This is a genomic window from Helicobacter cholecystus (assembly GCF_003364215.1).
GTDB lineage: Bacteria > Campylobacterota > Campylobacteria > Campylobacterales > Helicobacteraceae > Helicobacter_G > Helicobacter_G cholecystus.
The window spans coordinates 276,522-299,083 of sequence record NZ_NXLU01000001.1 but is presented as its reverse complement, the minus strand read 5'-3'; the positions used below and the strand labels follow the sequence as shown (position 1 = coordinate 299,083).

Sequence of the window (22,562 nt, the reverse complement as noted above, 5' to 3'; positions counted from 1 at the left end):
TTAAGGAGGTTTTATGGAAAAGATGATAGGAATTCTAAGTAACATTAATGGTTTTGCTTATACTTACTATTTAGTGGGCTTACTCATCTTAGTAAGCATATTTTACAGCTTCAAACTTAGGTTTGTTCAAATCAGTATGCTCAAAGAAGCATTCCGTGTGATCACAGAAAAACCTGATGGCAAAAGTGATGCACTCAGTTCATTTCAAGCTCTTACAATCTCAGTAGCTTCTCGTGTAGGAATTGGAAATATTGCAGGAATTGCTGTGGCTGTCGCTACTGGAGGAAGTGGAGCCATCTTTTGGATGTGGGTAATGGCATTTTTTGGAGGAGCAAGTGCATTTGCAGAAAGCACACTAGCCCAAATCTATAAAAGTCATGATGGGGATGGATTTAAAGGGGGGCCTGCATATTATATGAAAAAAGCCCTACATCAGCCATGGATGGGGTCTTTATTCGCTGTAGTACTCATCTTAACCTATGCATTTGGATTTAATGGCCTACAATCTTATACAATGACCTCTTCTTTTGCTCTGTATTATCCTAATCCAAGCGAGTTTGAAAAAAGTCATTGGACCATTCTTATTGGTCTAATCTCATCTGCAATTTCAGCAATTCTATTTTTCGGTAAGGGGAATTTAATTGGAAAGGTTAATGCCTATGTTGTTCCTGCAATGGCGATCTTTTATATTGCTTTAGCACTTATAGCGACTGTATTGAATATTTCTTCTCTTCCTACTATTATCTTAGATATTTTTAAGAATGCTTTTGATTTTAAAGCAATTTTTGGAGGATTTGCTGGAAGTGCAGTAGTGATTGGAATTAAACGTGGCTTATTTGCCACCGAAGCTGGAATGGGTTCAGCTCCAAATGCTGCTGCTTCAGCTCATACCACTCACCCCGTTAAACAAGGTTTAGTTCAAGCCCTAAGCGTACTTATTGGTGTAATGATTTGCACAAGCACAGCCTTTTTAGTGCTTTTCTCACAAGCCTATGTGGAGAAAAAAGCCACAGCCCTACCTTTAGTGCAGATGGCAATGAGCGAATACTTTGGGCCATTGGGAATGCATTTTGTCAGCATTGCTGTTGTATGCTTTGCACTGACATCTCTTATTGGAAATTACTATTATGCACAGGCTAATATTAAGTATCTTACAAACTCTAAGAATGTCATGCTCATCTTTAATATTTGTGCTGTTGCAATGGTGTTTATTGGATCTCAAATGAATCTGAAGTTAGCTTGGGAACTTGCAGATGTACTTATGGCCATTATGACTACACTCAATATTATTGCAATTTTCTTCCTCTCTCGTATTGTCACAAAAACACTCAAAGATTATCTTGATCAAAGAAAATTAGGAAAAAATCCTGTCTTTGATCCCAAGAAGCTTAATATTCAAAATACTGAATGTTGGGAAGATGGTAAATATTAAAAATCCTCCTCTAAAAGAGGAGGAGAAAATCAAACCTATTATTATCGCGGGTAATGGTCCATCACTTGCACAAATTGACTACTCGCTTCTTCCTAAAGATTTCGATGTTTTTCGTTGTAATCAATTCTATTTTGAAAATTATTATTTTTTAGGCAAGAAGATTAAAGGTGTGTTTTATAATCCTTTTATTCTTAAAGAACAATTTTTTACCCTCCATCATCTCAAAGAAAGAGGGGAATATGAAGTAGAAGATGTATATTGCAATATCACAATGGGGATTTGGGATCGGCAAACCTGGGATGGAAAACCCAAAAATTTAGAACAAGAGCTTAGGTATGATTTTCCAAGTGTGCAAAGCACTTATCCTTTTTTAGAACAAATGAAAGAATTTAATGCTTTGCATAAATTTTATGCCCTTTATTATGAGAAACGCTTTACTGCAGGAATAATCATGCTCATTGTTGCACTGGCTCAAGGGTATAGAGAGTTTTATCTTACAGGAATTGATTTTTATGAAAATGGGGGATTAAGCTATGCGTTTAACACCACTCAAAAACCCCATCTGCTAGAAAAAATGCCCACCTTTGGGGAAGAAAATTTTCAAGATGGAGTTCATGAAAAAAATATTGATCTACAGGCCCTTAAACTTGCACTCCAAATCCCCAACATCAAACTTTACTCTCTCAATCCAGGAAGCTCAATAAGTCAAATTATTCCACTAGCTCCAAAACAAAATCACCCTTTTATTCTTCTGCACAAACCAAAAGATTATATTGATGATCTTCTTCCTTTGCCCCTATCCTCTCATTAATAAGGGGGATTTTCTTCTCCTGCAAATTTAAGCATCCACTCTCCACACCATGCCACAAATGCAAAAGCAAAAAAGCAATATCTTCCCACAAAATCTGCTTCCTCAATGACTTTTGAAGAAAAAGCAAAGAAGATAATACCCATACACAATAAAATAAGATTAACCCTCTGATAGAAACCAAATAAATACTTATGCTGCCTATAAAGCATAAGCAATGCAACAAAGGCTAAAAGAAACAGCACTAAATCAAGATAATAAATTCCCCTTGCTTTAGTAAAAAACCCCTGCAAGGCAAATCCCATCATAGCATAAATCACAACATTGATTGAGGGCATCAAATCAATCAAAAACTCTCCAAAAGAATTTCTTTTTACTCTTATCCCCAAAAGCAAGTAAAGTAATGGCAAAAAAACAAAACATAAATACACAACTCCTAAAATCAAGGGTGCATAAGGATCTTTTTCAAATCCACCGCCCCCCTTATCATTAAAAATCAAATCCAATAAATCCATATTATTTCTAAGCCCTGAGAGACTAAAACATAAAATAAAAGCAAAAATAAGACAAAGGGAGATAATACTTCCTTTATAATAAAATTGATATTTTTGATTCCAGCTTGAAAGGATCAAGGCCGCAATACAAAAAGCAAAACCCAAAAAAGAAAAACCATATAAAAATAAATCAAAAATTCTGCCACTTTGTGTAAGTAATAAATAAAGTTGAGAAAATGTTTCTGAAAAGGTTGAAACCAATACAGCCAAACTTACAAACACAAATAAAAAAAAGAAAACATATGAGAAGATAGGTTCTACTTTTATTTTCATATATTCTCCCTACAAATTCTTTGCAAAATACCCATCAATCCCATCTGCAATCCCATTAGCAAGCAAACTTTGGAAATCTCTATGATTAATTCTTCTTCCCTCATTGGGGTGGGAGATATAGCCAATCTCAATGAGGACTGAAGGCATTAAAGCCCCTGCAAGAACCCAAAAAGGTCCTTCTCTCACACCACCATCAATCAGATTAGGATAACGCTCTTTGAGCTCTCTGAGCATTCCACTTTGAATATCAATTGCAAGTTTATTGGATGCGATGATTCTATGAGTATTGACAGAATTAAGAAAGGAGAGCTTAGAGAAGTAATTCATAGAATCTATATCATCTTTATTTTCTTTTTCTGCAACCATCCTTGCTCTTTCACTTCGAGCAGTGGAAAGAAAGTAGGTTTCTATTCCATTGGCTGTTTTTGCAGATTTTTTAGGGACTGAGTTAGCATGGATGGAGATAAATAGATCCGCATCCTTAGCATTGGCAAAATCCGTTCTCTCTCTTAAGCCTAAATATATATCTTGGCTTCGTGTCATATAAACAATATAACCTCGTTTTTTTAACTCTGTTTGTAAAAGTTTTGCCACATTCAAAGTGATCACTTTCTCGCATATTTTCAAAATTCCTATTGCACCGCAATCTTTTCCCCCATGCCCCGCATCAATAACAATGCGTTTTTTATAGATTTTTTTTTGCTCTTTTTTTTCTTTTTTCACCACTTTTTGTGGGGTTTTACTTTTTTCGCCAAGAATGGGAAATTCAGAATCATGGGGATCAATATCAATATAAAGGTGTCGATCTACAAATCTAAGTCCATAATCTACTCTTTTAGTAGATGTAATGAGTACTCGTGTAATTTTTGGATTAAACTGCAAAATTTGTACTTGTGTTTTATTGGGAAAATGATAGGTTTTTTTATTAGTAGTTAAAATTGCTTGAATTTCTAATAATCCCTTATTGGGAGATAGAGTTTTTTGGGTGAGATCATCAAGTTGGATTTTACGATTAAAAGTGATTTTGACATTACTCTTGCCAAAGGGAACAATTTGAATAATGCGCAATGGTTGGGGTTTGCTTGCTGGATAAAGCCAACAAGCAATAAGCAATAAGAGTGCAAGAAATCTTGCCATTAGACCTACTTGGTCAACTCTTCAAAAATAGCTTTTACTGTGGTAATTTCATTGATCCTATAACCATTTGCCCCTGTAAAGAATAATCCATTCACGCTATCCCCCCTATACCCGGCACTTAAAGAATCAGCAATACAATATCCCACTGCCTTTGCCTCAACACCTCTATGACAAGGTGATACGCAATTACTCACACATCTAATCTTTGGAGCAGTACCTTCTTTAATACGTGCAAGCACCCCTGTTTGGATTACTCTTGCAGGATAACCTACAGGGGATTTAACCAATGTAATATCTTCTTTTCTAACCTTTGGCATAAGTTCACGATAATAGGTTGCATCACATTCATAAGTCCCCAAAAACCTAGTTGCCATCTGCACACCACTTGCACCTAAAGAAATCATTTTATTAATATCTTCTCTATCCCAGATTCCTCCTGCAGCAATAATAGGAATCTCTCCCCACTTTTTCGCCTCTTCAAGCATTTGAGGGACAAGATTTTCAAGTTGATTTTCTTCCTTAAAACAATCCTCATAGCTAAAGCCTTGATGCCCTCCACTTAATGGTCCCTCCACCACAACTGCATCAGGGATTTTTGCATAACGTTCGCTCCAACGTTTGCAAATAATTCGCAATGCTCTCGCAGAAGATACGATAGGAATGAGTGCAACATCAGGAAAATTTTTAGTAAATTCAGGCATATTTGTAGGAAGTCCTGCGCCCGTAACAATAAGATTTGCTCCTGCTTCACATGCATCTTTAACCACCCTGCCATATTCATTAATCGCATACATAATATTTGCGCCCAATGGATTTTCACCACAAATTTTTCTTGCATTTTTAAAAATCTCATTAAGAGCTTTCTTAGAATAAAAATTGATTGCTTCAAAAGGTTTAGAATTAACAATTTTTTCAACAAATTCAAGATTTTTATAGTAACCTGTCCCCACACAGCTAATAATCCCCAATCCCCCCTCTTTACTTACATTTCCTGCTAGATTATCCCAGCTAATCCCCACTCCCATTCCCCCTTGAAAGATGGGATGTTTGATGATATGTTTTCCAATTTTTAGTGGCTTGAGTTTAATCATTATTTCACCTTATTTAATTATTATCTTTGCAAATTTTCTCTTGCCGATTTGAAACACATATTCTCCTTCTTGGAGTTTAAGGTTTTCATCGTTATTTTTTTCTTGATTGATTCTAAAAGCTCCTGCTTTAATCTCACGGCGTGCCTGAGAAGTCGAATCACACATCCCACTTTCCTTAAGAATGAGACAAACCCACTCTCCAGCTCCAAAAGTAAAACTTGGCATATCAATTGGAATTTCATTTTTGCCAAACACACGATCAAAAGCATCTTTTGCATCTTTTGCATCTTTTGCATTATGATAACGTTCCACAATCTCTAATGCAAGATTTTCTTTTGCAACCTTAGGATGTAAAATACCTTTTAACACATTTTGTTTAATTTCTTCAATTTCTGCAAGAGTTTTTGAGCTTAATAGCTCAAAATATTTCCACATCAAATCATCAGAGATACTTAAAATCTTAGCATACATTTGTTTGGGCTCTTCTGTAATTCCCACATAATTCCCCAAACTCTTGCTCATTTTAGCTACCCCATCAAGCCCTTCTAACAAAGGCATCATTATCACAGATTGTTCCTTTCCAATCCCATAGACTCTCTGCAATGTCCTTCCCATTAAAAGATTAAATTTCTGATCGTTTCCACCTAGCTCAATATCACTTTTAAGTGCCACAGAATCATAACCTTGGAGTAAAGGATATATAAACTCTACAATAGAAATAGGCTGATTGCTTTTAAATCGCTTTGTAAAATCATCCCTCTCTAGCATCCTAGCCACAGAAAATTTTGAAGTAAGCTCAATCATTCCTATACTGCCCAAGCCATTAAGCCATGTTGAGTTAAACACTACCTCACAAAGTGAAGGATCTAAAATCTTAAATACTTGTTCTTTGTAAGTTTGAGCATTTTGCTCAACCTGCTGTGGAGTTAAAGGTTTTCGTGTTTCACTCTTTCCTGTAGGATCTCCAATACAAGCTGTAAAATCACCAATTAAAAACTTAATCATTGCTCCATATTTTTGAAAAGTTGCAAGTTTTTGGATAAGCACAGTATGTCCTAAGTGCAAATCAGGTGCAGTTGGATCAAATCCAGCCTTGAGAATATAGCGCTCACCTGTAGCAAAAAATCTCCTTACAAGCTCTTCTATTCTCTCAAGCCCAATAATCTCAACACTACCACGCTGAATTTCTGCCAATGCTTCTTGAATCTTTTCTTGCATAACTTCTCCTAAGCCTTAATGATAGACATCTTTTAGATTTTGAAATTCTACAATTTTATATTTGTTTGTTAAGTTGTTTTTGAGCTCTTTGTTACTTTTGCTCCCAGTTTCAAATACAATTTCAAAATGGGTAAGAAATTGATCTTTATGTCCGCCATAAGAAATTCCTAACAGATTGCAATCTTGTTTAGCCAAATCTAATAAGAACTTTGCAAGAGATCCTTTACTATCTTCAAGCAAAACAATGACACGATATTTCTCATACACTTCTCCCACCCAATCCACAAAAACCATCTTTGTTTTTTCTTCAAGCTTAATTTTTTCACATAAACGATGATGTAAGATAACCTTATCATTTTCCAAAACACCCATGACCTCATCTCCTTGTTTTGGATAACAACAATAATCGTATAAAATACCATCAACATGCTTATGCGAAAGGATTCTAAAATTCTCAAATACATATTCATTAAGTTTCCAATTTAAATAGCGTAAGCGTGTAAAAATTCTTCCTTCTTGTCTAAAAAATTCAACAAGATTTAAAGCATTTTCTTTGATGCACTCATAATTGAGATTCCATGATGCATTACCTATATTTTCAATTGCCCATAAAACTTCATCATAAGTTTTATTAAAAAAAGTTTTATAAATTTGCAAGGCAATATTTTTATTAACTTCTTTTAGACGATTTTGGCATTTTAATTTAATTTTATTCTTTGCCTTAGAAGTTTTTACAATATCAATCCAAGAGGATCTAAGCCCCCTGTTCTCTCCTGTTACAATCCTCACAATATCCCCACTTTTCAATCTCTCAAGCAAACTTACTTTCTGGTTGTTCACATAAGCCCCAATAGCATTGTCTCCAAGCTCTGTATGCACAGCATAAGCAAAATCTAGTGCTACAGCTCCTGCAGGAAGAGAGAATACATCTCCTCTTGGAGAAAAAACTGCAATATCCTCTTTATACAAATCACTCTTAATCAGTTCATAAAACTCTTCAATATTTTGATCTTTATATTCAATATTGCTAAGCCAATCGAGTGAAACCTGATTCCCCATTTTATATTTCCAGTGAGCAGCAAGTCCATATTCTGCACTCTTTTGCATATCAAATGTTCGAATCTGTACTTCAAAAATTGTACGCTCATCAAAAAGCGTAGTATGAATTGTTTGATAGCCATTTTCTTTAGGAAGTGCAATGTAATCTTTAAATCTTGCTACAATGGGCTTAAAATATAAGTGCACAATACCCAGTACCTTATAGCAATCAATTTCGTTTTTTACAATCACCCTCACAGCAAGTAAATCTAAAATTTCCCTAACACCCACGCCCTTTCTTTGCATTTTAAGATAGATAGAATAAGGGCGTTTGAGACGAGATTGAATGATAAAATCATCATCACCATATCCCTCTTGATACAAGAAGACTTTAAGTTTTTCGACAAATTCCTTAAGCTTCCCCTCAAGTGCTAAACGATTTTCCCCAAGAAAAGATTGAATCTTTTGATACTCTTCTTTAAAAAGAAAATAAAAACTACGATCCTCAAGTTCATTTTTAATACTTGAAATTCCAAGGCGATAAGCAATGGGTGCATAGACAACAAGTGTTTCTTCTGAAATCTTTTTTTGCTTTTCTTCTCTTAAAGATTCCAAGGTTAGCATATTATGCAGTCGATCACAGATTTTAATAAAAATTGCTCGTATATCTTTAATTGAGGCAAGAAGTACTTTACGGAAAGAGAGGGCTGAAGAGAGCATCTTGGTATTGCTCGCTCCTTGGGGGATATTCTCTTCTCTGAGTTCAACAATTTTTGTAAGGGCATCGACGATTTGTGCCACCTCATAGCCAAATTCCACCTCTACTTCTTGAAGAGAGAAATGCGTATCCTCTACCACATCATGTAAGAGTGAGGAGCAAATCATCGCCTCATCTCCTCCATAAAAAGCTACAATGCTTGCCACACAAAGGGGATGAACAATATAGGGTTCTCCGCTTTTACGACACTGTTCTTGATGAGCTTCCGTTGCAAAGTTAATAGCTTTTTGAATCTTTGGAGTAATTTGAATATAAGAAGAGAGGAGTGCCTGAGACTCTTGGATACTTTTACACCTTTTAAGAGTCTCAAAAAAATCCATATCTTACCTTGGTTGAATGTCTTGGATTGAAGTGAGTGTGATCTTTCCTTCTGCAATTTCCATCATTGCAATATCTGCAAGTTTATGCACCTTTAAATCCATGTCTACAAGAGGTTTTGCACCATTGCTGAGTTCTTTTGTACGTGCAAAAACAAGATTAGATAAAATATAGCGATCATTTCCAGTTTTTTCTAATGCCCTAGCAGCAATTTCTTCAGTTCTCATTTTCTCTATCCTTTTTATTTTTTATTTTACTATAAATTCTTATTTCACAGTAGAGCAGATTCCCTCTTCCCCATTAACAATCCTCATCAAATTGCCCTCTTTAAACATATTGCATACAATAATAGGAAGCTTATTGTCTTTTGCTAGTGCAATTGCTGTATCATCCATAACTTTAATATGATCTTTGAGCGCATCATCATAACTAAGAGATTGGAGCATGGTTGCATCTGAATACTTTTTAGGGTCTTTGTCATAGATACCATCAACTTTTGTAGCTTTAATAATCATATCTGCTTCAATTTCAACAGCCCTAAGTGTCGCGGCAGTATCAGTTGTAAAATAAGGATTCCCCGTCCCTGCACTAAAGATGACAACACGTCCTTTTTGTAAATGTCTAATAGCACGACGATAGATGTAGGGCTCACAAACCTCTTTAATTTCCATTGCACTTTGAACCCTTGTGCTAATTCCAATATGCTCCAATGCTTCTTGCATTGCAATTGCATTAATGACAGTAGCCAGCATCCCCATATAATCCCCACTTGTTCTCTTGATGACTCCGCCTGCACTTGCACTCATTCCTCGGATAATATTTCCTCCTCCAATAACAATTCCAACCTCAATCCCTCTTTCTATAAGAAGCTTAATTTCTTGTGCAATGAAGCTTAGAATCTGACTGTCAATTCCAAAGCCCTCTTCACCTGCCAAAGCTTCTCCTGAAAATTTGACCAAAACTCTTTTTGCCATCTATCCACTCCTTTTTCCATAAACATAACTTGTAATTCTAAAATAAAAAACTTAAAAACTCCACGCAAGTATAAACTCACTACCCTTTTTTAATTCACTTTTGCACTCAATTTGCACCCCAAATTCATCACAAATTTTCTTCACGATACTCAACCCCAATCCAAATCCCCCCTTAGAGCTATCAAATCGTGTATAACGCTTAAAAATATGCTCAATATCCCTAGGGGCAATCCCACAACCATTGTCTTGGATAGAGAGAAAATTCTTTTGCCCCTCCTTCCAAATCTTTATTGTTATAGTCCCATTTTTTTGGGTGTATTTATAGGCATTGCTCAATAAATTATCAATGACAAGCGTAATGCTTTTGAGATTAGCCCTAAGCAATACATCTTGAAAATCCGTTGAGATACAAAGATTTTTTTGTGCAAAAAGCATTTCAAAATAATCTAGCCTCTCCTTGATAAGATTTGATAGATTGATCTCTTCAATCTTATTTTCAAGACGCCCAAAAGAAGTATAAATCAAGGAATGATAAATACTCTCCAGTGTGCGTGCTGCAACTTGGATAGATTTAAATTTTTTTAAATCTTTTTCTTGAATAAGGGATTTATCAATTTGATCTACGCTCATTTGCAACACACTTAAAGGTGTATTAATTTCATGGGTTGCATCTTTGATAAACAGATTGAGTTCTTCAATTTTTTGATTAAGAGGTTTGAGTGCAAGGCGCACAAGGAAAAAACCAACAATTCCCATCATCACAAGCAGAACCCCAAAAATCCCCCAAATTCTAATTCTAAGTTTCCATAGCAAATTCCCCACATCCCCTCCATCAATAATAATTCTAAAATCATTTTCAGGCCTATAATGCATCATTTCGCGCTCACCAAAATTTCTCTTATATAAAAAATCAGGTCGTCCATAAGAACTTAAAATAGCGTGATTGTCAATGATATACACTCCATTTTCTTTGGGGACTGCAAAAGGATTGATCTTCATATTGCTATAAACAATCTCACCTTTTTGATTGAAAGCTGCAATAAGATAGCCCGATTCTAATGAAATAGATTGTAAGATTGCCTTTTGTCCTTCAAGTGATTGCACAAAAAAACCATATTTTTCTTTTTTAGCTAAAACATAAATAATACGTTTGCTTAGATTTTTAACTTCGTGAAAAGAACGTGTTTTAAGCAAATCCAATTCTCCGTAATACCATATTCCAAAAATAATACTCAAAAAAACTATAGTGCTGATCATATACAAAGCAAGAATACTTAGAATTGTCTTTTTTGCCTCATTCATAGCAATATCCTAGCCCTCTTTTTGTGTGAATACAGTCCTTTCCAATTTGTTGGCGAATATTTTTAATATACACACGTAAAGAGGTGAAACTCGGCTCTTCATATCCCCAAAGTCGATAAGAAATTTCCTCAAGTGTAAGATATTGACCCTTGTTTTCTATAAGCATGGCTAAGAGTTCATTCTCCTTATTTGTCAGTGGTAAAAGCGCATCATCTTTATATAAAAGCTTTTGAGACATATCAAATCTCACTCCATTTCCAAAATCTACACTCTCTTTCTTACTTCTGCCCAAAAGTTTTTCAACCCTTAAATACAGTTCTTCAAGTTCAAAAGGTTTTTTTAGATAATCATCACACCCACTCTCATATCCTTCTTGCAAATCTGCAATAGTATTGAGTGAGGTTGTAAAAATTGCAGGGGTTTGAATTTTGTGACTTCTAAGTTCTTGAAGAATAGAAAAACCATTTCCTAAAGGCACCTTAACATCAAAAATAAAAAGCTTATACTTCCCACTCATCGCCTCTTCAAGTGTATCATCAGCATTATCTACGCTATATACTTCAAATCCCTTAGAAATCAGAAATTCTTCGACCATCTCGCAAAGCACAATCTCATCTTCTAACAATAAAATCATCATTTCTCCTTGGATCAGATTAAGGTTTGCAATAAATTTCAAGCTCTCTGAAAATCTCTTTATGATAATGAGCGGAGTTTTAACCTTTAAGTTTTGGCTTACTGCATCTTTTCTAGATAGGGTTAGATGAATAGACTATTTAAAACTAATCTTTCCTAGCAAAAAAATCCAACGGATAATTCCATAGAGTACATATCCACTCATTGCAAAGGCAAGTGCTTCAATTGGACGATAGATAAGAATTCCACCAAGCACAAGCAAAACAATAAAAGTTCTTAAATCCCATTTAATTTTTTTAAATGAGGGATAACGAATATTGCTCACCATTAAAATTCCTGCAAGAAGCACTAAACAGAGCAATCCATATCCAAAAGTGCCTTCAAGGACAAGTTTATTATCCAATGCATCAAGTTTTGCACCTGAGGGAAGATGAAGGAGCTCATAAGTTTCATTAAATAAAATCCAAGCCACTAAAAAGATTGCTGCTGAGGGGATGGGAAGGCCTATAAAAGAGTTTGGTTCAGAGCTTGTGGTGATATTAAATCTCGCCAATCTGATTGCACCAAAAACTACAAACAACGCGCAGACTACTACACCCAATCGCCCATAATATTGCCCAATATAAAAATACACCAACATTGCAGGAGCTACACCAAAGGCTATAACATCTGCTAAAGAATCAAATTCCACACCAAATTTTGAACTCGTTCCTGTAAGTCTTGCCACGCGCCCATCAAGACCATCCAAAATCATTGAAGCTACAATCGCCCAACATGCTGATACAAAGCTCTCTTGAGAAGCCCAGATTAAACTTAAAATTGCTAAAAAAATACTCCCTGCCGTAAACGCATTAGGAAGCACATATAAAGGATTGATTTTCATTGCAAATACCCCAAAACGCTCTCACCCCCCTTAACCCTATCTCCTACATTAACCTTGGTTTCAATTCCCTCAATTTCAAGAATTATTTCACCTTTCATAAACCCCATCCTCTCTCCTCGCTCAAGTTCATTGAGATTTAAATTTAAAGGATAAAATTTGAAGATTTGTGGGTAGAAGATCATTTTATTTTCTCCAAAGCTAAAAACAATCTCTGAGTTAAAAAGACTTTTTTTGTTAGAAAAAAAAAGAGGTATCCCATGAATTTCTGAAAGTGTATATGCTTGGATATGCCGAGGAGAACGTATGACGCCCACATCAAAAAGTTGATTTTTGATTTTAATCTGACATCGGTTAGCTGTTGAAGAAATTTCTGTAACCACTCCATCAATAGGGGCAAGAAATGCATTTTCTGAAAGATGGAGTGCATTTCTCTCGGGATTTCTAAAAAGTATAAGCCAAAAAATAAGAAAAATAAGAAAAATAAAACACAAACTCCCTAGTCCAAAAAGCAATGAAACTCCAAGAAGAGCAACAAGCCAAACCGTCCCCTTGTAACCACTTTTAGCCAGAAAATTTATTTGCGAACCCATAATCCCTCCTTTATTCCTCCTCAACAGAAGTGAGTCTTGTAGGTAAATTATTTTTTTCTTCAAACTCCCTAATGATTTCACGAACACGCTCACCATCAATCACTTCTTTTTCTAAAAGTTCAGCAGTTATAGTTTCTACAGCTTGTGCATATTCTTTAAGTGTTTGTTTCACAACTTCAAACCGCTCTTGAAGAGTTTCTTGCACAAATTTATCAAGTTTTTCAGAAGTTTTTTCACTATATTCTCCACCACTTCCCCCACCATTAAGAAAAGAGTTGCGTTGTTTCTCTAAGACCATCAATCCACTAACTTCTGTCATCCCATAATAGCTTGCCATTGCCTTAAGAATATCTGTGGCACGCTCTAAATCATTACTTGCACCTGTAGAAATTTCACCCAAGAATACATCTTCTGCTCCTCTACCTCCAAGTAATACATCTATATCAGCGATAAGTTCGTGTTTTTGCACAAGATACTTATTTTCTTGTGGGGTATTAAGTGTATATCCAAGAGCTGCCATTCCACGAGGAATAATAGAAACTTTATTGACTTTATCCGCACCCTTTGTGAGCTCACTAATGAGTGCATGCCCACTCTCATGATAGGCTACGATTCTTTTTTCTTTTTTACTGATACGTCTTGATTTTTTCTCAAGTCCAGCAATTCCTCGCTCTACAGCTTCTTTAAGATCGCTTTGGGTGACTTCTTTTTTATTGACCCTTCCTGCAAGAAGTGCGGCTTCATTAATAATATTTGCCAAATCTGCTCCTGCAAGCCCTGCAGTCATTTTTGCAATTTCAGGCAAATCTACATCTTTTGCGGGTTTAATTCCTTTAATATGGACTTTAAGAATATCAAGCCTTCCTTTATAATCTGGTTTATCAACAAGCACCTGGCGATCAAATCTTCCTGGACGAAGTAATGCAGGATCCAAAATCTCAGGACGATTTGTGGCTGCAAGCACAATGACTGGTGCAGATTCACTTCCAAAACCATCCATTTCAGCTAAAAGTTGATTAAGCGTCTGTTCTCTTTCATCATTTCCACTAACAATCCCACCAGCTGCACGACTTTTACCAATTGCATCAATTTCATCAATAAAAATAATACTTGGAGCCTCTTTTTTTGCCATATCAAAAAGATCTCTTACTCGGCTTGCACCCATTCCTACAAACATTTCAATAAAACTGCTCCCACTCATTGAGAAAAAAGGAACATTTGCTTCTCCTGCTACAGCCTTAGCAAGAAGTGTTTTACCTGTCCCTGGAGGACCTACAAGAAGGACACCTCGAGGAATTTTTGCACCCAAAAGAGTATAGCGATCAGGATGCTTGAGAAAATCCACAATTTCTACAACCTCTTCTTTTGCCTCATCATTTCCTGCCATATCATCAAACTTAACCTTTGGTTTTTCTGCATTAACAAGGCGTTTGGCACTCCCCATACCAAAAATTCCATTACCCATATTTTTTTGCATACGACTTGCCATAAACATCCAAAAGATAATTAGTACAAAAACAGGAAGTAACCAACTCAAAATTTCTGAGAAAATATTGCTTTCACTGAAACCGCTGTATTTAATGCCATTTTCATCCAAAATTGGCACAAGGGTAGAATCTGGAACTTTTTTGGCAACATACAATGTCCTTCCATCACTTGAGATGGCTCTAAGCATAGTTTGTCCAATTTCAACATTTTCTAATTCTTTATTTTTTGCCATTTGTTTAAGTTCAAAATAGCTTACCTCTTTTTTTTCACTGACTTTGTTATCAAAAAATCCACCCTCGCGTGGGGACATAAAGCGAAAAACAATCATCGCAACTAAAACCAGAAGCGCAAAAAGAAGAATAGGATTTTTATTAAAAGATTTATTAGGAGATTGTTGATTCATTATTTAACCTTTAATTTTTAGTGTTATTTCTGTAATCTTACTTAACTTTGGCAAGTTTTATGGCTATCCATTCATCTTTTTGTAAGATTTTCTCTACTTCCCAATTTTTGAATTTTTCTAAAACTTGCTCTTGATACTCCTGCAAGATTCCTGAGAGGATAAGCTTTCCTCCAATCAATAAACGATCTAAAAAATCGCTTTGGAAGGCAATAAGGATATGTGCCAAAATATTTGCCACAATAATCTCATAGCTCTCTTGGGTATCCCCAATTGAACCTACCCAACTTTTTTCAAAAGTTTGAGAATTAAGTGCAAAATTTTTTTCACTCTCTTTAATGGCAAATTCATCAGTATCACAAATTTCTACCTTTGCACCCAAACTTGCCGCACAAATACTTAAAATCCCACTTCCACACCCTACATCAAGAAGTTTTTTTCCTTTAAGATTCATTTCACAAAGAAGTTCAATACACATCCAAGTTGTTGCATGATGCCCTGATCCAAAGGCAAGTGCGGGATCAATAATGATATCTTTTTGAGGATATCCAAGTTCTTGGGCATTTTTATGCCAAGAGGGGCGAATATAAAAATCTTTCACACAGATGGGTATAATTGATTGTCGATAAGCCTCTATCCAATCTTGATTTTTACAAATCTTGTACCCAAAACCAAAATCTACACTCATTCCTACTCTTTGAGAAAGAATTTTTGCAAATTCAGATAAAAGGGGCAAGATATTCAGTGGACTTTGGGTTGTACGGATAATAATCTGATTGTATTGTTGCTCATTCATTGGAAAAAAACAAGAGAGATCATAGGCAGAAAGATCATTTGTATACCCCTCAAAAGAATAAGGGGTTGAAATTTCTTCAAGTGTATCTTGGATATTTTGAGTAATAAAATCTAAAAAAATCTCATAAAAGCTTTGGGGTTGAACAAGAATTTCAAAATATTCCTCATCTAAGCTATTCTTCATTGACACCCAAAACAACTTCAAGTTTTTCTTTGAGAACTTGGGGAGTAAAAGGCTTAACAATATAATTATTTACCCCTGCCTTAATAGCAGTAATGACCTCAACCTTACCTCCTTCGGTGGTGATCATAATAATTGGAATATCTACAAATCGCTCATCAGCTCTAGTTTTTTTAACAAGCTCCAAGCCATTCATTTCAGGCATATTCCAATCTGTAATTAGCACGCCCATATCGCTATTTTTATCTAAGATATCCCAAGCTTCAATCCCATTTTCTGCCTCATAAATATCCTCATAGCCAAGTCGTTGAAGTGTATTTTTAATAATTCTTCGCATTGTTGAGCTATCATCGACGACAAGTAGTCTCAAATTTACTCCTCCTTAATACATAGTTGAACAAAGGTCATTTAATAATTATAACCTATCTCTTTAATTATCTACAAGACCAAAAAGCCATTCTTGATTGTTGATAATTTCTTTTCCACTTTTTTGAAATAGGCCCTCATAGATAGAACCAAGTGTTTTCATATCGACTTCTCTCATCATCTCTTTAGAAAGAATACTGGGATGTTTATCATCAATACGATTAAGTAAAGATTCAATCTCTTCTAAGATCTCTTCTCTCTCCCAAACTACACCATTGCTGTCTATGTATTGCATTTTTGTATTTCCTTAGTGATTGCATCAGAAAAAACAGAACTATAACTTTTATTTTGCGGAAGCTTTTCTCTCCAATCCCGCAAGATATTCACATAATCTTGCAAATTCATATTTCCTTTGAGAATCTCATATTTAAGATAAACCCAATAGGTATTCAACACATCACTTTGACAATATTCATCAATTTTAACTAAATCTCTTTCTTTATAATAGAGCTCAAAAACATTCTCACCACTAATATCATATTTCCCTGGCAAACCACACATAGAGGCAACATCATCAAGCTTGATCCCTCTTACACTTCCATAATGTCCCAAGCTATCAAGTAGGTCTGTATGAAACCTCTCACTGTAGCGTTGGCGATAATTGTCCCATTTATTTTTATTAAAGCTAGGATTGTCTTGCTCATAATAAGCTAAAGATTCAAGATTGTATTTCATTGCCCTAAGCATCATTACAGGAATATCATACCCTCTTCCATTAAAGCTCACAAGTTTGGGTTGGGTTTTATTAAACCATTTTAAAAACTCTTCTAAAGTCACTTTTTCTATCTCATCATCACTAGGTATCCCAGCTCTTCTACCAAATACACCTACTTTTTGAAATCTCCCAAACTCATCGCACATGACACTAGCTATTGAGATAATTTTATGAAAAGCAATGGGCAAAAAATTATTTCCACTAACCTCATTTTGTGCCTTAAAAGCTTGTAAACTCACTTCATAATCATCTCCACTATAAGAATATTTTTCTCTTAAGAATTCAACATCAGGGACACTTTCGATATCAAAAACACAAATCATTTTTACTCTTTCATATTGTAAGATTGACTGATAAGAATCATACCAAAAGGAGAGAATAATGTTTGCCTTACTTAGTGTGAGTGACAAGAGTGGGATTGTGGAATTTGCCAAGGGGCTAAGAGAGTGTGGATATGAAATTTTAAGCACAAGTGGGACATTAAAAATCTTGCAAGAGAATAATATTCCTGCTCTTGATATTGCAATGTATACTGGAGTAAAGGAAATGTTTGATGGAAGAGTTAAAACCCTCAACCCCAAAATTGCAGGAGGGATCCTTTATCGCAGAAGTATGGAAAATCACATTAAAGACGCACAAGAGAATGACATTAAGCCTATTGATTTACTCTGTGTCAATCTCTATCCTTTTAAGGATACCATTGAGAGAACAGATAATTTTGAGGAAATTATAGAAAATATTGATATTGGGGGGCCAAGCATGATTAGAGCAGGGGCAAAAAACTTTGAAAGCGTTCTTGTCCTTACAGATCCCAATGATTACTCTAAGATCTTAAAGAAGCTTAAACATAAAGAAAACACCCTAGAACTCAGAAGAGAGATGATGATTAAAGCTTATGAGCATACTGCAGGATATGATTGTTTGATAGCTAATTATATGAATGAGCGATTTAATGAAGGTTTTGGAGAACATACATTTATTATGGGTAAAAAGGTTATGAATACCCGCTATGGAGAAAATCCTCATCAAAAAGGTGCTCTGTATGCTCAAAATGAATATTTCTTTAAAGATTTTAAAGTCCTCAAAGGTGAGCCAAGTTTCAATAATTTTGCAGATATCGATTCTGCAATTAAAATTGCTGCCCAATTTAAAAATAGTGCCTGCATCATCAAACATGGCAATCCCTGTGGATTTGCACTTAAAGATAATGCATTTCTCTCCTATATCTCCGCCCTCTCTTGTGACAGCCTCTCAGCATATGGTGGGGTTGTGGCCATTAATGCAAAAGTGGATTTAAAACTTGCCCAAAAGATTGGAGAAACTTTTATTGAGGTGCTCATTGCTCCCTCCCTTACTTCTGAAGCCCTAGAATTTCTTAGTGCCAAGAAAACGCTTAAAATATTTTGTATGACTTCAGAAATGCAATATTTCTCACTGCCCCACAGTCAAAAAAGTTTTAAATCAATTTTGGGAGGATTTTTACTTCAAGAAAGCGATAGTGTAAATGAAGAAGAAGTTAAAGAAGCCAAAAAAATGGGAGATTATGAGGCAAGTGAAAGTCAAAAAAGAGACCTTGAAATTGCCTATAAAATTGTTGCACTCACAAAATCAAATTGTGTAGCTTATGTTAAAGATGGGGCATTGGTAGGGATTGGAATGGGAATGACAAGTCGAGTAGATGCTTCAAGAAATGCAATGCTCAAAGCTAAAGATATGAGATTAGACCTAAGGGGTTGTTCTCTTGCAAGTGAGGCATTTTTTCCTTTCAAAGACAGCATTGAGTTAGCCGTATCAATGGGGGTAAGCGCGATTATTGAACCAGGAGGAAGTATTAGGGATAATGAGGTTATTGAATGTGCAAATTCTCATAAAATCCCAATATACTTTACTTTTAAACGACATTTTTTACACTAACAATTTATAATAATTCTAAGGGGTAGATTTAAATTGGAGGAATTTATAATGAAAAAACTTATTTTAAGTGCATTTGTATCAATGGGGCTTTGTTTTGGAGCTAGTATTGATGCAAGCAAAATTGAAATGTATTGGGCAGGTTATAAATTTGCCAATAAAACTGCTGTGAAAGGAACATTCAAGGATATTTCTTACAAACTAAAGAAAAATCAAGGAAGCATTAAGGATATGCTTGAAGGTGCAACAGCAACAATTGCTTTAAGCAATCTTCATACAGGAAATCCTACTTCTGAAAAAAATCTTACTCAAGGATTTTTTTCAAATTTTGCATCTCCTGAAATTAAGGTAAAAATTACACAAGTCATGGAAGGTGATAATCAAGGGACACTACTTGCTAAAGTAACAATGAATAAAACATCTCAATCTATTCCAATGCAATATACAATTATGGATGGGAAGATTCAGGCAAAGGGTGTCCTTGATATTTTAAACTTCAAGCTTAATAAAGCATTAGAAGGTTTGATTCAAACTTGTGGACAACTTCACAAAGGATATACTTGGACACAAGTAGAAATTGGTTTTTCTGCTCCTATTCAATAACCTCTCCCTTCAGTAGGGAGGGAATGTAAAATATTTCTTTATCTTTTTTAGAAAATTTTTAAAAATTAAGAAAAACTTCATTCTTAAAATCACCAAGAAAATAAAAATTTGTTAGAATATCCTTAATGCTTAAGAATTAAGATTTCTTTCGTACAAACACAGAGGATTCTTTATTCTGCAGACAAATCTTTAGGAGGCTACATGTCAAATATAAATCGTCGTGATTTTCTAAAAAGTGCTGCGGTTGCAAGTGCGGCAGTAAGTGCTGGAATCTCTTTGCCTTCTAGTTTGGAAGCACAAGCCAAACAAGGAGAGCAAAACTGGAGATGGGATAAAGCAACTTGTCGTTTCTGTGGAACAGGTTGTGGGATTATGATTGCAACAAAAAATAATAAAATTGTTGCTGTTAAGGGAGATCCAGAAGCCCCTGTAAATAAAGGACTTAACTGTATCAAAGGATATTTTTGTGCAAAAATTATGTACGCACAAGATCGATTAACTCAGCCCTTGCTTAGAGTAAATTCTAAAGGTGAGTTTGACAAAAAAGGAAAATTCCAACCCGTAAGCTGGAAAAAAGCCTTTGATGTTATGGAAGAGCAATTCAAAAAAGTTTATAATCAATATGGTCCAACTGCAACAATGGTTTTTGGTTCTGGACAATACACTATCCCTGAAGGGTATGCGGCTGTTAAACTTTTTAAAGCAGGTTTTAGAAGCAATAATATTGATCCAAATGCTCGCCATTGTATGGCAAGTGCAGTTGCAGGATTTATGCAAACTTTTGGAATTGATGAGCCTGCAGGATGCTATAACGATATTGAAATTACAGACACTGTAGTCACTTGGGGAGCCAATATGGCCGAAATGCACCCAATCCTTTGGAGTCGTGTAACAGATAGAAAACTTACAAACAAAGATAAAGTCAAAGTCATCAATCTTTCAACTTATCGCAATAGAACTTCGGATCTAGCAGATATTGAAATTATCTTTAAACCTCAAACAGATTTAGCAATCTGGAATTACATTGCAAGAGAGATTGTATACAACAATCCCCAAGCAATCAATCAAGAATTTGTGCAAAAACACTGTGTATTTACAACAGGATTTGTCAATATTGGTTATGGACTAAGAAATAATCCTGATTCTCCTTATGTAGGACAAGCAGAAAAAGATACTGTTGCAAAAGAAGTAAGCAAAAAAGTCAGTGCTACTGAAGGTGTAACACTTCAATATCTTGGCCTAAAGGCTGGAGATGATCTTGAAATGAGCAATAACACAAAAGCTGGGGTCCACTGGGAAATTAGCTTTGAAGACTTTAAGAAAGGCCTTGAACCCTATACACTTGATTTTGTAGCAAAAATTGCAAAGGGTGATGATGATGAGAGTATTGAAGATTTTAAGAAAAAACTTCAAGCTCTAGCAAACTACTATATGGAAAAAGATCGCAAGGTAGTAAGCTTCTGGACTATGGGAATGAATCAGCACCAAAGAGGAACTTGGGTCAATGAACAAAGCTATATGGTACATATGCTTCTTGGAAAACAAAGTCAGCCTGGAAACGGTGCATTCTCTCTTACAGGTCAACCTAGCGCATGTGGAACAGCAAGAGAAGTTGGTGTTTTCTGCCACAGACTCCCTGCAGATATGGTTGTAGATAATCCCAAGCATCGAGAAATTACTGAAAAGATTTGGAATATCCCTGCTGGCACACTCAATGGAAAAGTAGGTGCACATTTTCTAGAGGGAATGAGACAAATTGAGGAAGGAAAAATCAAATGGGTTTGGGTAGCTGTAAACAACCCATGGCAAAACACTGCAAACCTTAACCACTGGATTAAAGCTGCAAGAGAAATGGACAACTTTATTGTCACAAGTGATTGCTATCCTGGGATTTCTGCAAAGATTGCTGATTTGATTTTACCTAGTGCAATGATGTATGAGAAATGGGGTGCTTATGGAAATGCTGAGAGAAGAACACAACATTGGCGACAACAAGTTGTTGCTCCAGGTGAGGCAATGCCAGATATTTGGCAAATGATGGAGTTCTCTAAACGCTTTACACTCAAAGAAGTTTGGGGTAAAGACTATCCTGAACTTGGCATAAAGTCTGTTTTGGCAGAAGCTAAGGCTATGGGATACAAAGAGAGTGATACACTCTATGATGTGATTTTTGCAAATACACAAGCTAAGAAAATCCCTTATGGAAAAGATGCTGTTACAAAAGGATTTGAAAATACTGAAGTTCTTGGAGATTTTAGAAAGGTTAAAGGTGGGGATGGAAAAGTGTATCAAGGCTGTGGATTCTTTGTACAAAAATATCTTTGGGAAGAGTATAGAAAATTTGGAACAGGACATGGACATGATCTAGCTCCATTTGAAGTTTATCATTATGTTAGAGGTTTAAGATGGCCTGTAATTGAAGACAAGAATGAAAAGCTTGGTTGGAGAGAGACTAAGTGGAGATTTAATACAGAGTATGATGTCTATGCTAAAAAAGCTGCAACAGAGGGTGAGAAGTTTGCATTTTATGGAAACAAAGGAAAATCTATCCCAACAGGAAGCCTATCAGCTCCAAGCAGTGAGAAAGTCGACATCAACAATAAGGCTAAAATCTTTTTAAGACCTTATATGGATCCTTGTGAAATGCCAAGCAGTGAATATCCAATGTGGTTATGCACAGGTCGTGTATTAGAGCATTGGCATAGTGGAACAATGACAATGCGTGTGCCTGAGCTTTATCGAGCTGTGCCTGAAGCGCTTTGCTATATGAATGATAAAGATGCTCAAGCAAGAGGCTTAAAGCAAGGGGATGTAATTTGGGTTGAAAGTCGAAGAGGAAAAGTTAAAGCAAGAATTGATGTGCGTGGAAGAAATAAGCCACCAAGAGGACTCATTTATATTCCTTGGTTTGATGAAAATGTGCTTATCAATAAGGTATGTCTTGATTCAACTTGTCCAATTTCCAAACAAACAGACTATAAAAAGTGTGCTGTAAAAATCTATAAGGCATAAAT

The 22,562-nt window shown here is 35.5% G+C and carries 21 protein-coding genes; 5 read left to right on the top strand and 16 right to left on the bottom strand.

The window, feature by feature from the left end; translation table 11 throughout:
* The first annotated feature begins 13 nt into the window (after positions 1 to 13).
* Together CQA62_RS01625 and CQA62_RS01620 are read left to right on the top strand one after the other, a co-directional pair.
* Positions 14 to 1,432 (top strand): alanine/glycine:cation symporter family protein, encoded by a 1,419-nt coding sequence (locus CQA62_RS01625; RefSeq protein ID WP_104724106.1) that lies wholly within the window; start codon positions 14 to 16, stop codon positions 1,430 to 1,432.
* A complete protein-coding gene (locus tag CQA62_RS01620; RefSeq protein WP_104724104.1) occupies positions 1,419 to 2,243 on the top strand; it encodes an alpha-2,3-sialyltransferase in 825 nt (274 codons plus the stop codon). The genes CQA62_RS01625 and CQA62_RS01620 overlap by 14 nt, the downstream gene beginning before the upstream one ends.
* Here the strand turns inward: CQA62_RS01620 and CQA62_RS01615 are convergent.
* The 16 genes from CQA62_RS01615 to CQA62_RS01540 form a co-directional block, all read right to left on the bottom strand.
* Positions 2,240 to 3,067: a hypothetical protein gene (locus CQA62_RS01615; protein WP_104724101.1), complete on the bottom strand. Its 828-nt coding sequence runs from the start codon at positions 3,065 to 3,067 to the stop codon at positions 2,240 to 2,242. The two genes, CQA62_RS01620 and CQA62_RS01615, sit on opposite strands and share 4 nt — an antisense overlap.
* A gap of 9 nt (positions 3,068 to 3,076) precedes the next feature.
* A complete protein-coding gene (locus tag CQA62_RS01610) occupies positions 3,077 to 4,204 on the bottom strand; it encodes an N-acetylmuramoyl-L-alanine amidase family protein (RefSeq protein WP_104724097.1) in 1,128 nt (375 codons plus the stop codon).
* Between the two features lie 5 nt (positions 4,205 to 4,209).
* The gene (locus tag CQA62_RS01605; protein ID WP_115585103.1) at positions 4,210 to 5,295 is read right to left on the bottom strand and encodes a nitronate monooxygenase; all 1,086 of its coding nucleotides are present in this window, start codon (positions 5,293 to 5,295) and stop codon (positions 4,210 to 4,212) included.
* A 9-nt stretch (positions 5,296 to 5,304) separates the two neighbouring features.
* Complete coding sequence (gene tyrS / locus CQA62_RS01600) at positions 5,305 to 6,513, bottom strand: tyrosine--tRNA ligase (RefSeq protein ID WP_104724091.1); 1,209 nt, start codon at positions 6,511 to 6,513, stop codon at positions 5,305 to 5,307.
* A gap of 15 nt (positions 6,514 to 6,528) precedes the next feature.
* Entirely contained in the window at positions 6,529 to 8,649 is a 2,121-nt protein-coding gene (locus tag CQA62_RS01595) for a RelA/SpoT family protein (protein ID WP_104724089.1), read from the bottom strand.
* A 3-nt stretch (positions 8,650 to 8,652) separates the two neighbouring features.
* Positions 8,653 to 8,874: a DNA-directed RNA polymerase subunit omega gene (locus CQA62_RS01590; protein WP_104724087.1), complete on the bottom strand. Its 222-nt coding sequence runs from the start codon at positions 8,872 to 8,874 to the stop codon at positions 8,653 to 8,655.
* A 39-nt stretch (positions 8,875 to 8,913) separates the two neighbouring features.
* A complete protein-coding gene (gene pyrH, locus CQA62_RS01585) occupies positions 8,914 to 9,621 on the bottom strand; it encodes a UMP kinase (RefSeq protein WP_104724084.1) in 708 nt (235 codons plus the stop codon).
* Between the two features lie 51 nt (positions 9,622 to 9,672).
* The gene (locus CQA62_RS01580; RefSeq protein ID WP_104724082.1) at positions 9,673 to 10,923 is read right to left on the bottom strand and encodes a sensor histidine kinase; all 1,251 of its coding nucleotides are present in this window, start codon (positions 10,921 to 10,923) and stop codon (positions 9,673 to 9,675) included.
* On the bottom strand, positions 10,916 to 11,557 hold the full coding sequence (locus CQA62_RS01575; protein ID WP_269471023.1) for a response regulator transcription factor: 642 nt from the start codon (positions 11,555 to 11,557) through the stop codon (positions 10,916 to 10,918). The genes CQA62_RS01580 and CQA62_RS01575 overlap by 8 nt, the downstream gene beginning before the upstream one ends.
* Before the next feature lie 135 nt (positions 11,558 to 11,692).
* Positions 11,693 to 12,439 carry a CDP-diacylglycerol--serine O-phosphatidyltransferase gene (pssA, locus tag CQA62_RS01570; RefSeq protein ID WP_104724076.1) on the bottom strand — a complete coding sequence of 249 codons (747 nt, stop codon included), beginning with the start codon at positions 12,437 to 12,439 and terminating at the stop codon, positions 11,693 to 11,695.
* A complete protein-coding gene (locus CQA62_RS01565; RefSeq protein ID WP_104724073.1) occupies positions 12,436 to 13,029 on the bottom strand; it encodes a phosphatidylserine decarboxylase in 594 nt (197 codons plus the stop codon). Before CQA62_RS01565 ends, pssA begins: the two co-directional genes overlap by 4 nt.
* A 10-nt stretch (positions 13,030 to 13,039) precedes the next feature.
* Positions 13,040 to 14,923, bottom strand: a complete 1,884-nt coding sequence (ftsH, locus tag CQA62_RS01560; protein WP_408609844.1) for an ATP-dependent zinc metalloprotease FtsH — start codon at positions 14,921 to 14,923, stop codon at positions 13,040 to 13,042.
* Between the two features lie 34 nt (positions 14,924 to 14,957).
* The gene (gene prmA, locus CQA62_RS01555) at positions 14,958 to 15,896 is read right to left on the bottom strand and encodes a 50S ribosomal protein L11 methyltransferase (protein WP_104724067.1); all 939 of its coding nucleotides are present in this window, start codon (positions 15,894 to 15,896) and stop codon (positions 14,958 to 14,960) included.
* Positions 15,886 to 16,263 (bottom strand): chemotaxis response regulator CheY, encoded by a 378-nt coding sequence (locus CQA62_RS01550; RefSeq protein ID WP_104724063.1) that lies wholly within the window; start codon positions 16,261 to 16,263, stop codon positions 15,886 to 15,888. The genes prmA and CQA62_RS01550 overlap by 11 nt, the downstream gene beginning before the upstream one ends.
* 60 nt (positions 16,264 to 16,323) lie before the next feature.
* Positions 16,324 to 16,554, bottom strand: a complete 231-nt coding sequence (locus CQA62_RS01545) for a hypothetical protein (RefSeq protein ID WP_104724060.1) — start codon at positions 16,552 to 16,554, stop codon at positions 16,324 to 16,326.
* Positions 16,542 to 17,357 carry a 3'-5' exonuclease gene (locus CQA62_RS01540; RefSeq protein ID WP_104724056.1) on the bottom strand — a complete coding sequence of 272 codons (816 nt, stop codon included), beginning with the start codon at positions 17,355 to 17,357 and terminating at the stop codon, positions 16,542 to 16,544. The genes CQA62_RS01545 and CQA62_RS01540 overlap by 13 nt, the downstream gene beginning before the upstream one ends.
* A 58-nt stretch (positions 17,358 to 17,415) precedes the next feature.
* Between CQA62_RS01540 and purH the strand changes: the two genes are divergently transcribed.
* The 3 genes from purH (at position 17,416) to napA (ending at position 22,560) form a co-directional block, all read left to right on the top strand.
* Positions 17,416 to 18,948 (top strand): bifunctional phosphoribosylaminoimidazolecarboxamide formyltransferase/IMP cyclohydrolase, encoded by a 1,533-nt coding sequence (purH, locus tag CQA62_RS01535; RefSeq protein ID WP_104724052.1) that lies wholly within the window; start codon positions 17,416 to 17,418, stop codon positions 18,946 to 18,948.
* Between the two features lie 48 nt (positions 18,949 to 18,996).
* Positions 18,997 to 19,548, top strand: coding sequence for a YceI family protein (locus CQA62_RS01530; protein ID WP_104724050.1), 552 nt, complete (start codon positions 18,997 to 18,999; stop codon positions 19,546 to 19,548).
* Positions 19,549 to 19,758: 210 nt separating this feature from the next.
* The gene (gene napA, locus CQA62_RS01525) at positions 19,759 to 22,560 is read left to right on the top strand and encodes a nitrate reductase catalytic subunit NapA (RefSeq protein WP_197720411.1); all 2,802 of its coding nucleotides are present in this window, start codon (positions 19,759 to 19,761) and stop codon (positions 22,558 to 22,560) included.
* Positions 22,561 to 22,562: the final 2 nt, after the last annotated feature.

What these genes read in the sequence shown, in the direction of transcription:
- CQA62_RS01610 (WP_104724097.1), bottom strand. Translation starts at nt 4,204, where the DNA reads ATGGCAAGATTTCTTGCACTCTTATTGCTTATTGCTTGTTGGCTTTAT.
- CQA62_RS01605 (WP_115585103.1), bottom strand. Translation starts at nt 5,295, where the DNA reads ATGATTAAACTCAAGCCACTAAAAATTGGAAAACATATCATCAAACAT.
- CQA62_RS01615 (WP_104724101.1), bottom strand. Translation starts at nt 3,067, where the DNA reads ATGAAAATAAAAGTAGAACCTATCTTCTCATATGTTTTCTTTTTTTTA.
- purH (WP_104724052.1), top strand. Translation starts at nt 17,416, where the DNA reads ATGTTTGCCTTACTTAGTGTGAGTGACAAGAGTGGGATTGTGGAATTT.
- CQA62_RS01590 (WP_104724087.1), bottom strand. Translation starts at nt 8,874, where the DNA reads ATGAGAACTGAAGAAATTGCTGCTAGGGCATTAGAAAAAACTGGAAAT.
- CQA62_RS01580 (WP_104724082.1), bottom strand. Translation starts at nt 10,923, where the DNA reads ATGAATGAGGCAAAAAAGACAATTCTAAGTATTCTTGCTTTGTATATG.
- CQA62_RS01575 (WP_269471023.1), bottom strand. Translation starts at nt 11,557, where the DNA reads ATGATTTTATTGTTAGAAGATGAGATTGTGCTTTGCGAGATGGTCGAA.
- CQA62_RS01540 (WP_104724056.1), bottom strand. Translation starts at nt 17,357, where the DNA reads ATGATTTGTGTTTTTGATATCGAAAGTGTCCCTGATGTTGAATTCTTA.
- prmA (WP_104724067.1), bottom strand. Translation starts at nt 15,896, where the DNA reads ATGAAGAATAGCTTAGATGAGGAATATTTTGAAATTCTTGTTCAACCC.
- CQA62_RS01530 (WP_104724050.1), top strand. Translation starts at nt 18,997, where the DNA reads ATGAAAAAACTTATTTTAAGTGCATTTGTATCAATGGGGCTTTGTTTT.
- pyrH (WP_104724084.1), bottom strand. Translation starts at nt 9,621, where the DNA reads ATGGCAAAAAGAGTTTTGGTCAAATTTTCAGGAGAAGCTTTGGCAGGT.
- tyrS (WP_104724091.1), bottom strand. Translation starts at nt 6,513, where the DNA reads ATGCAAGAAAAGATTCAAGAAGCATTGGCAGAAATTCAGCGTGGTAGT.
- CQA62_RS01625 (WP_104724106.1), top strand. Translation starts at nt 14, where the DNA reads ATGGAAAAGATGATAGGAATTCTAAGTAACATTAATGGTTTTGCTTAT.
- pssA (WP_104724076.1), bottom strand. Translation starts at nt 12,439, where the DNA reads ATGAAAATCAATCCTTTATATGTGCTTCCTAATGCGTTTACGGCAGGG.
- CQA62_RS01595 (WP_104724089.1), bottom strand. Translation starts at nt 8,649, where the DNA reads ATGGATTTTTTTGAGACTCTTAAAAGGTGTAAAAGTATCCAAGAGTCT.
- CQA62_RS01620 (WP_104724104.1), top strand. Translation starts at nt 1,419, where the DNA reads ATGGTAAATATTAAAAATCCTCCTCTAAAAGAGGAGGAGAAAATCAAA.
- CQA62_RS01565 (WP_104724073.1), bottom strand. Translation starts at nt 13,029, where the DNA reads ATGGGTTCGCAAATAAATTTTCTGGCTAAAAGTGGTTACAAGGGGACG.
- CQA62_RS01545 (WP_104724060.1), bottom strand. Translation starts at nt 16,554, where the DNA reads ATGCAATACATAGACAGCAATGGTGTAGTTTGGGAGAGAGAAGAGATC.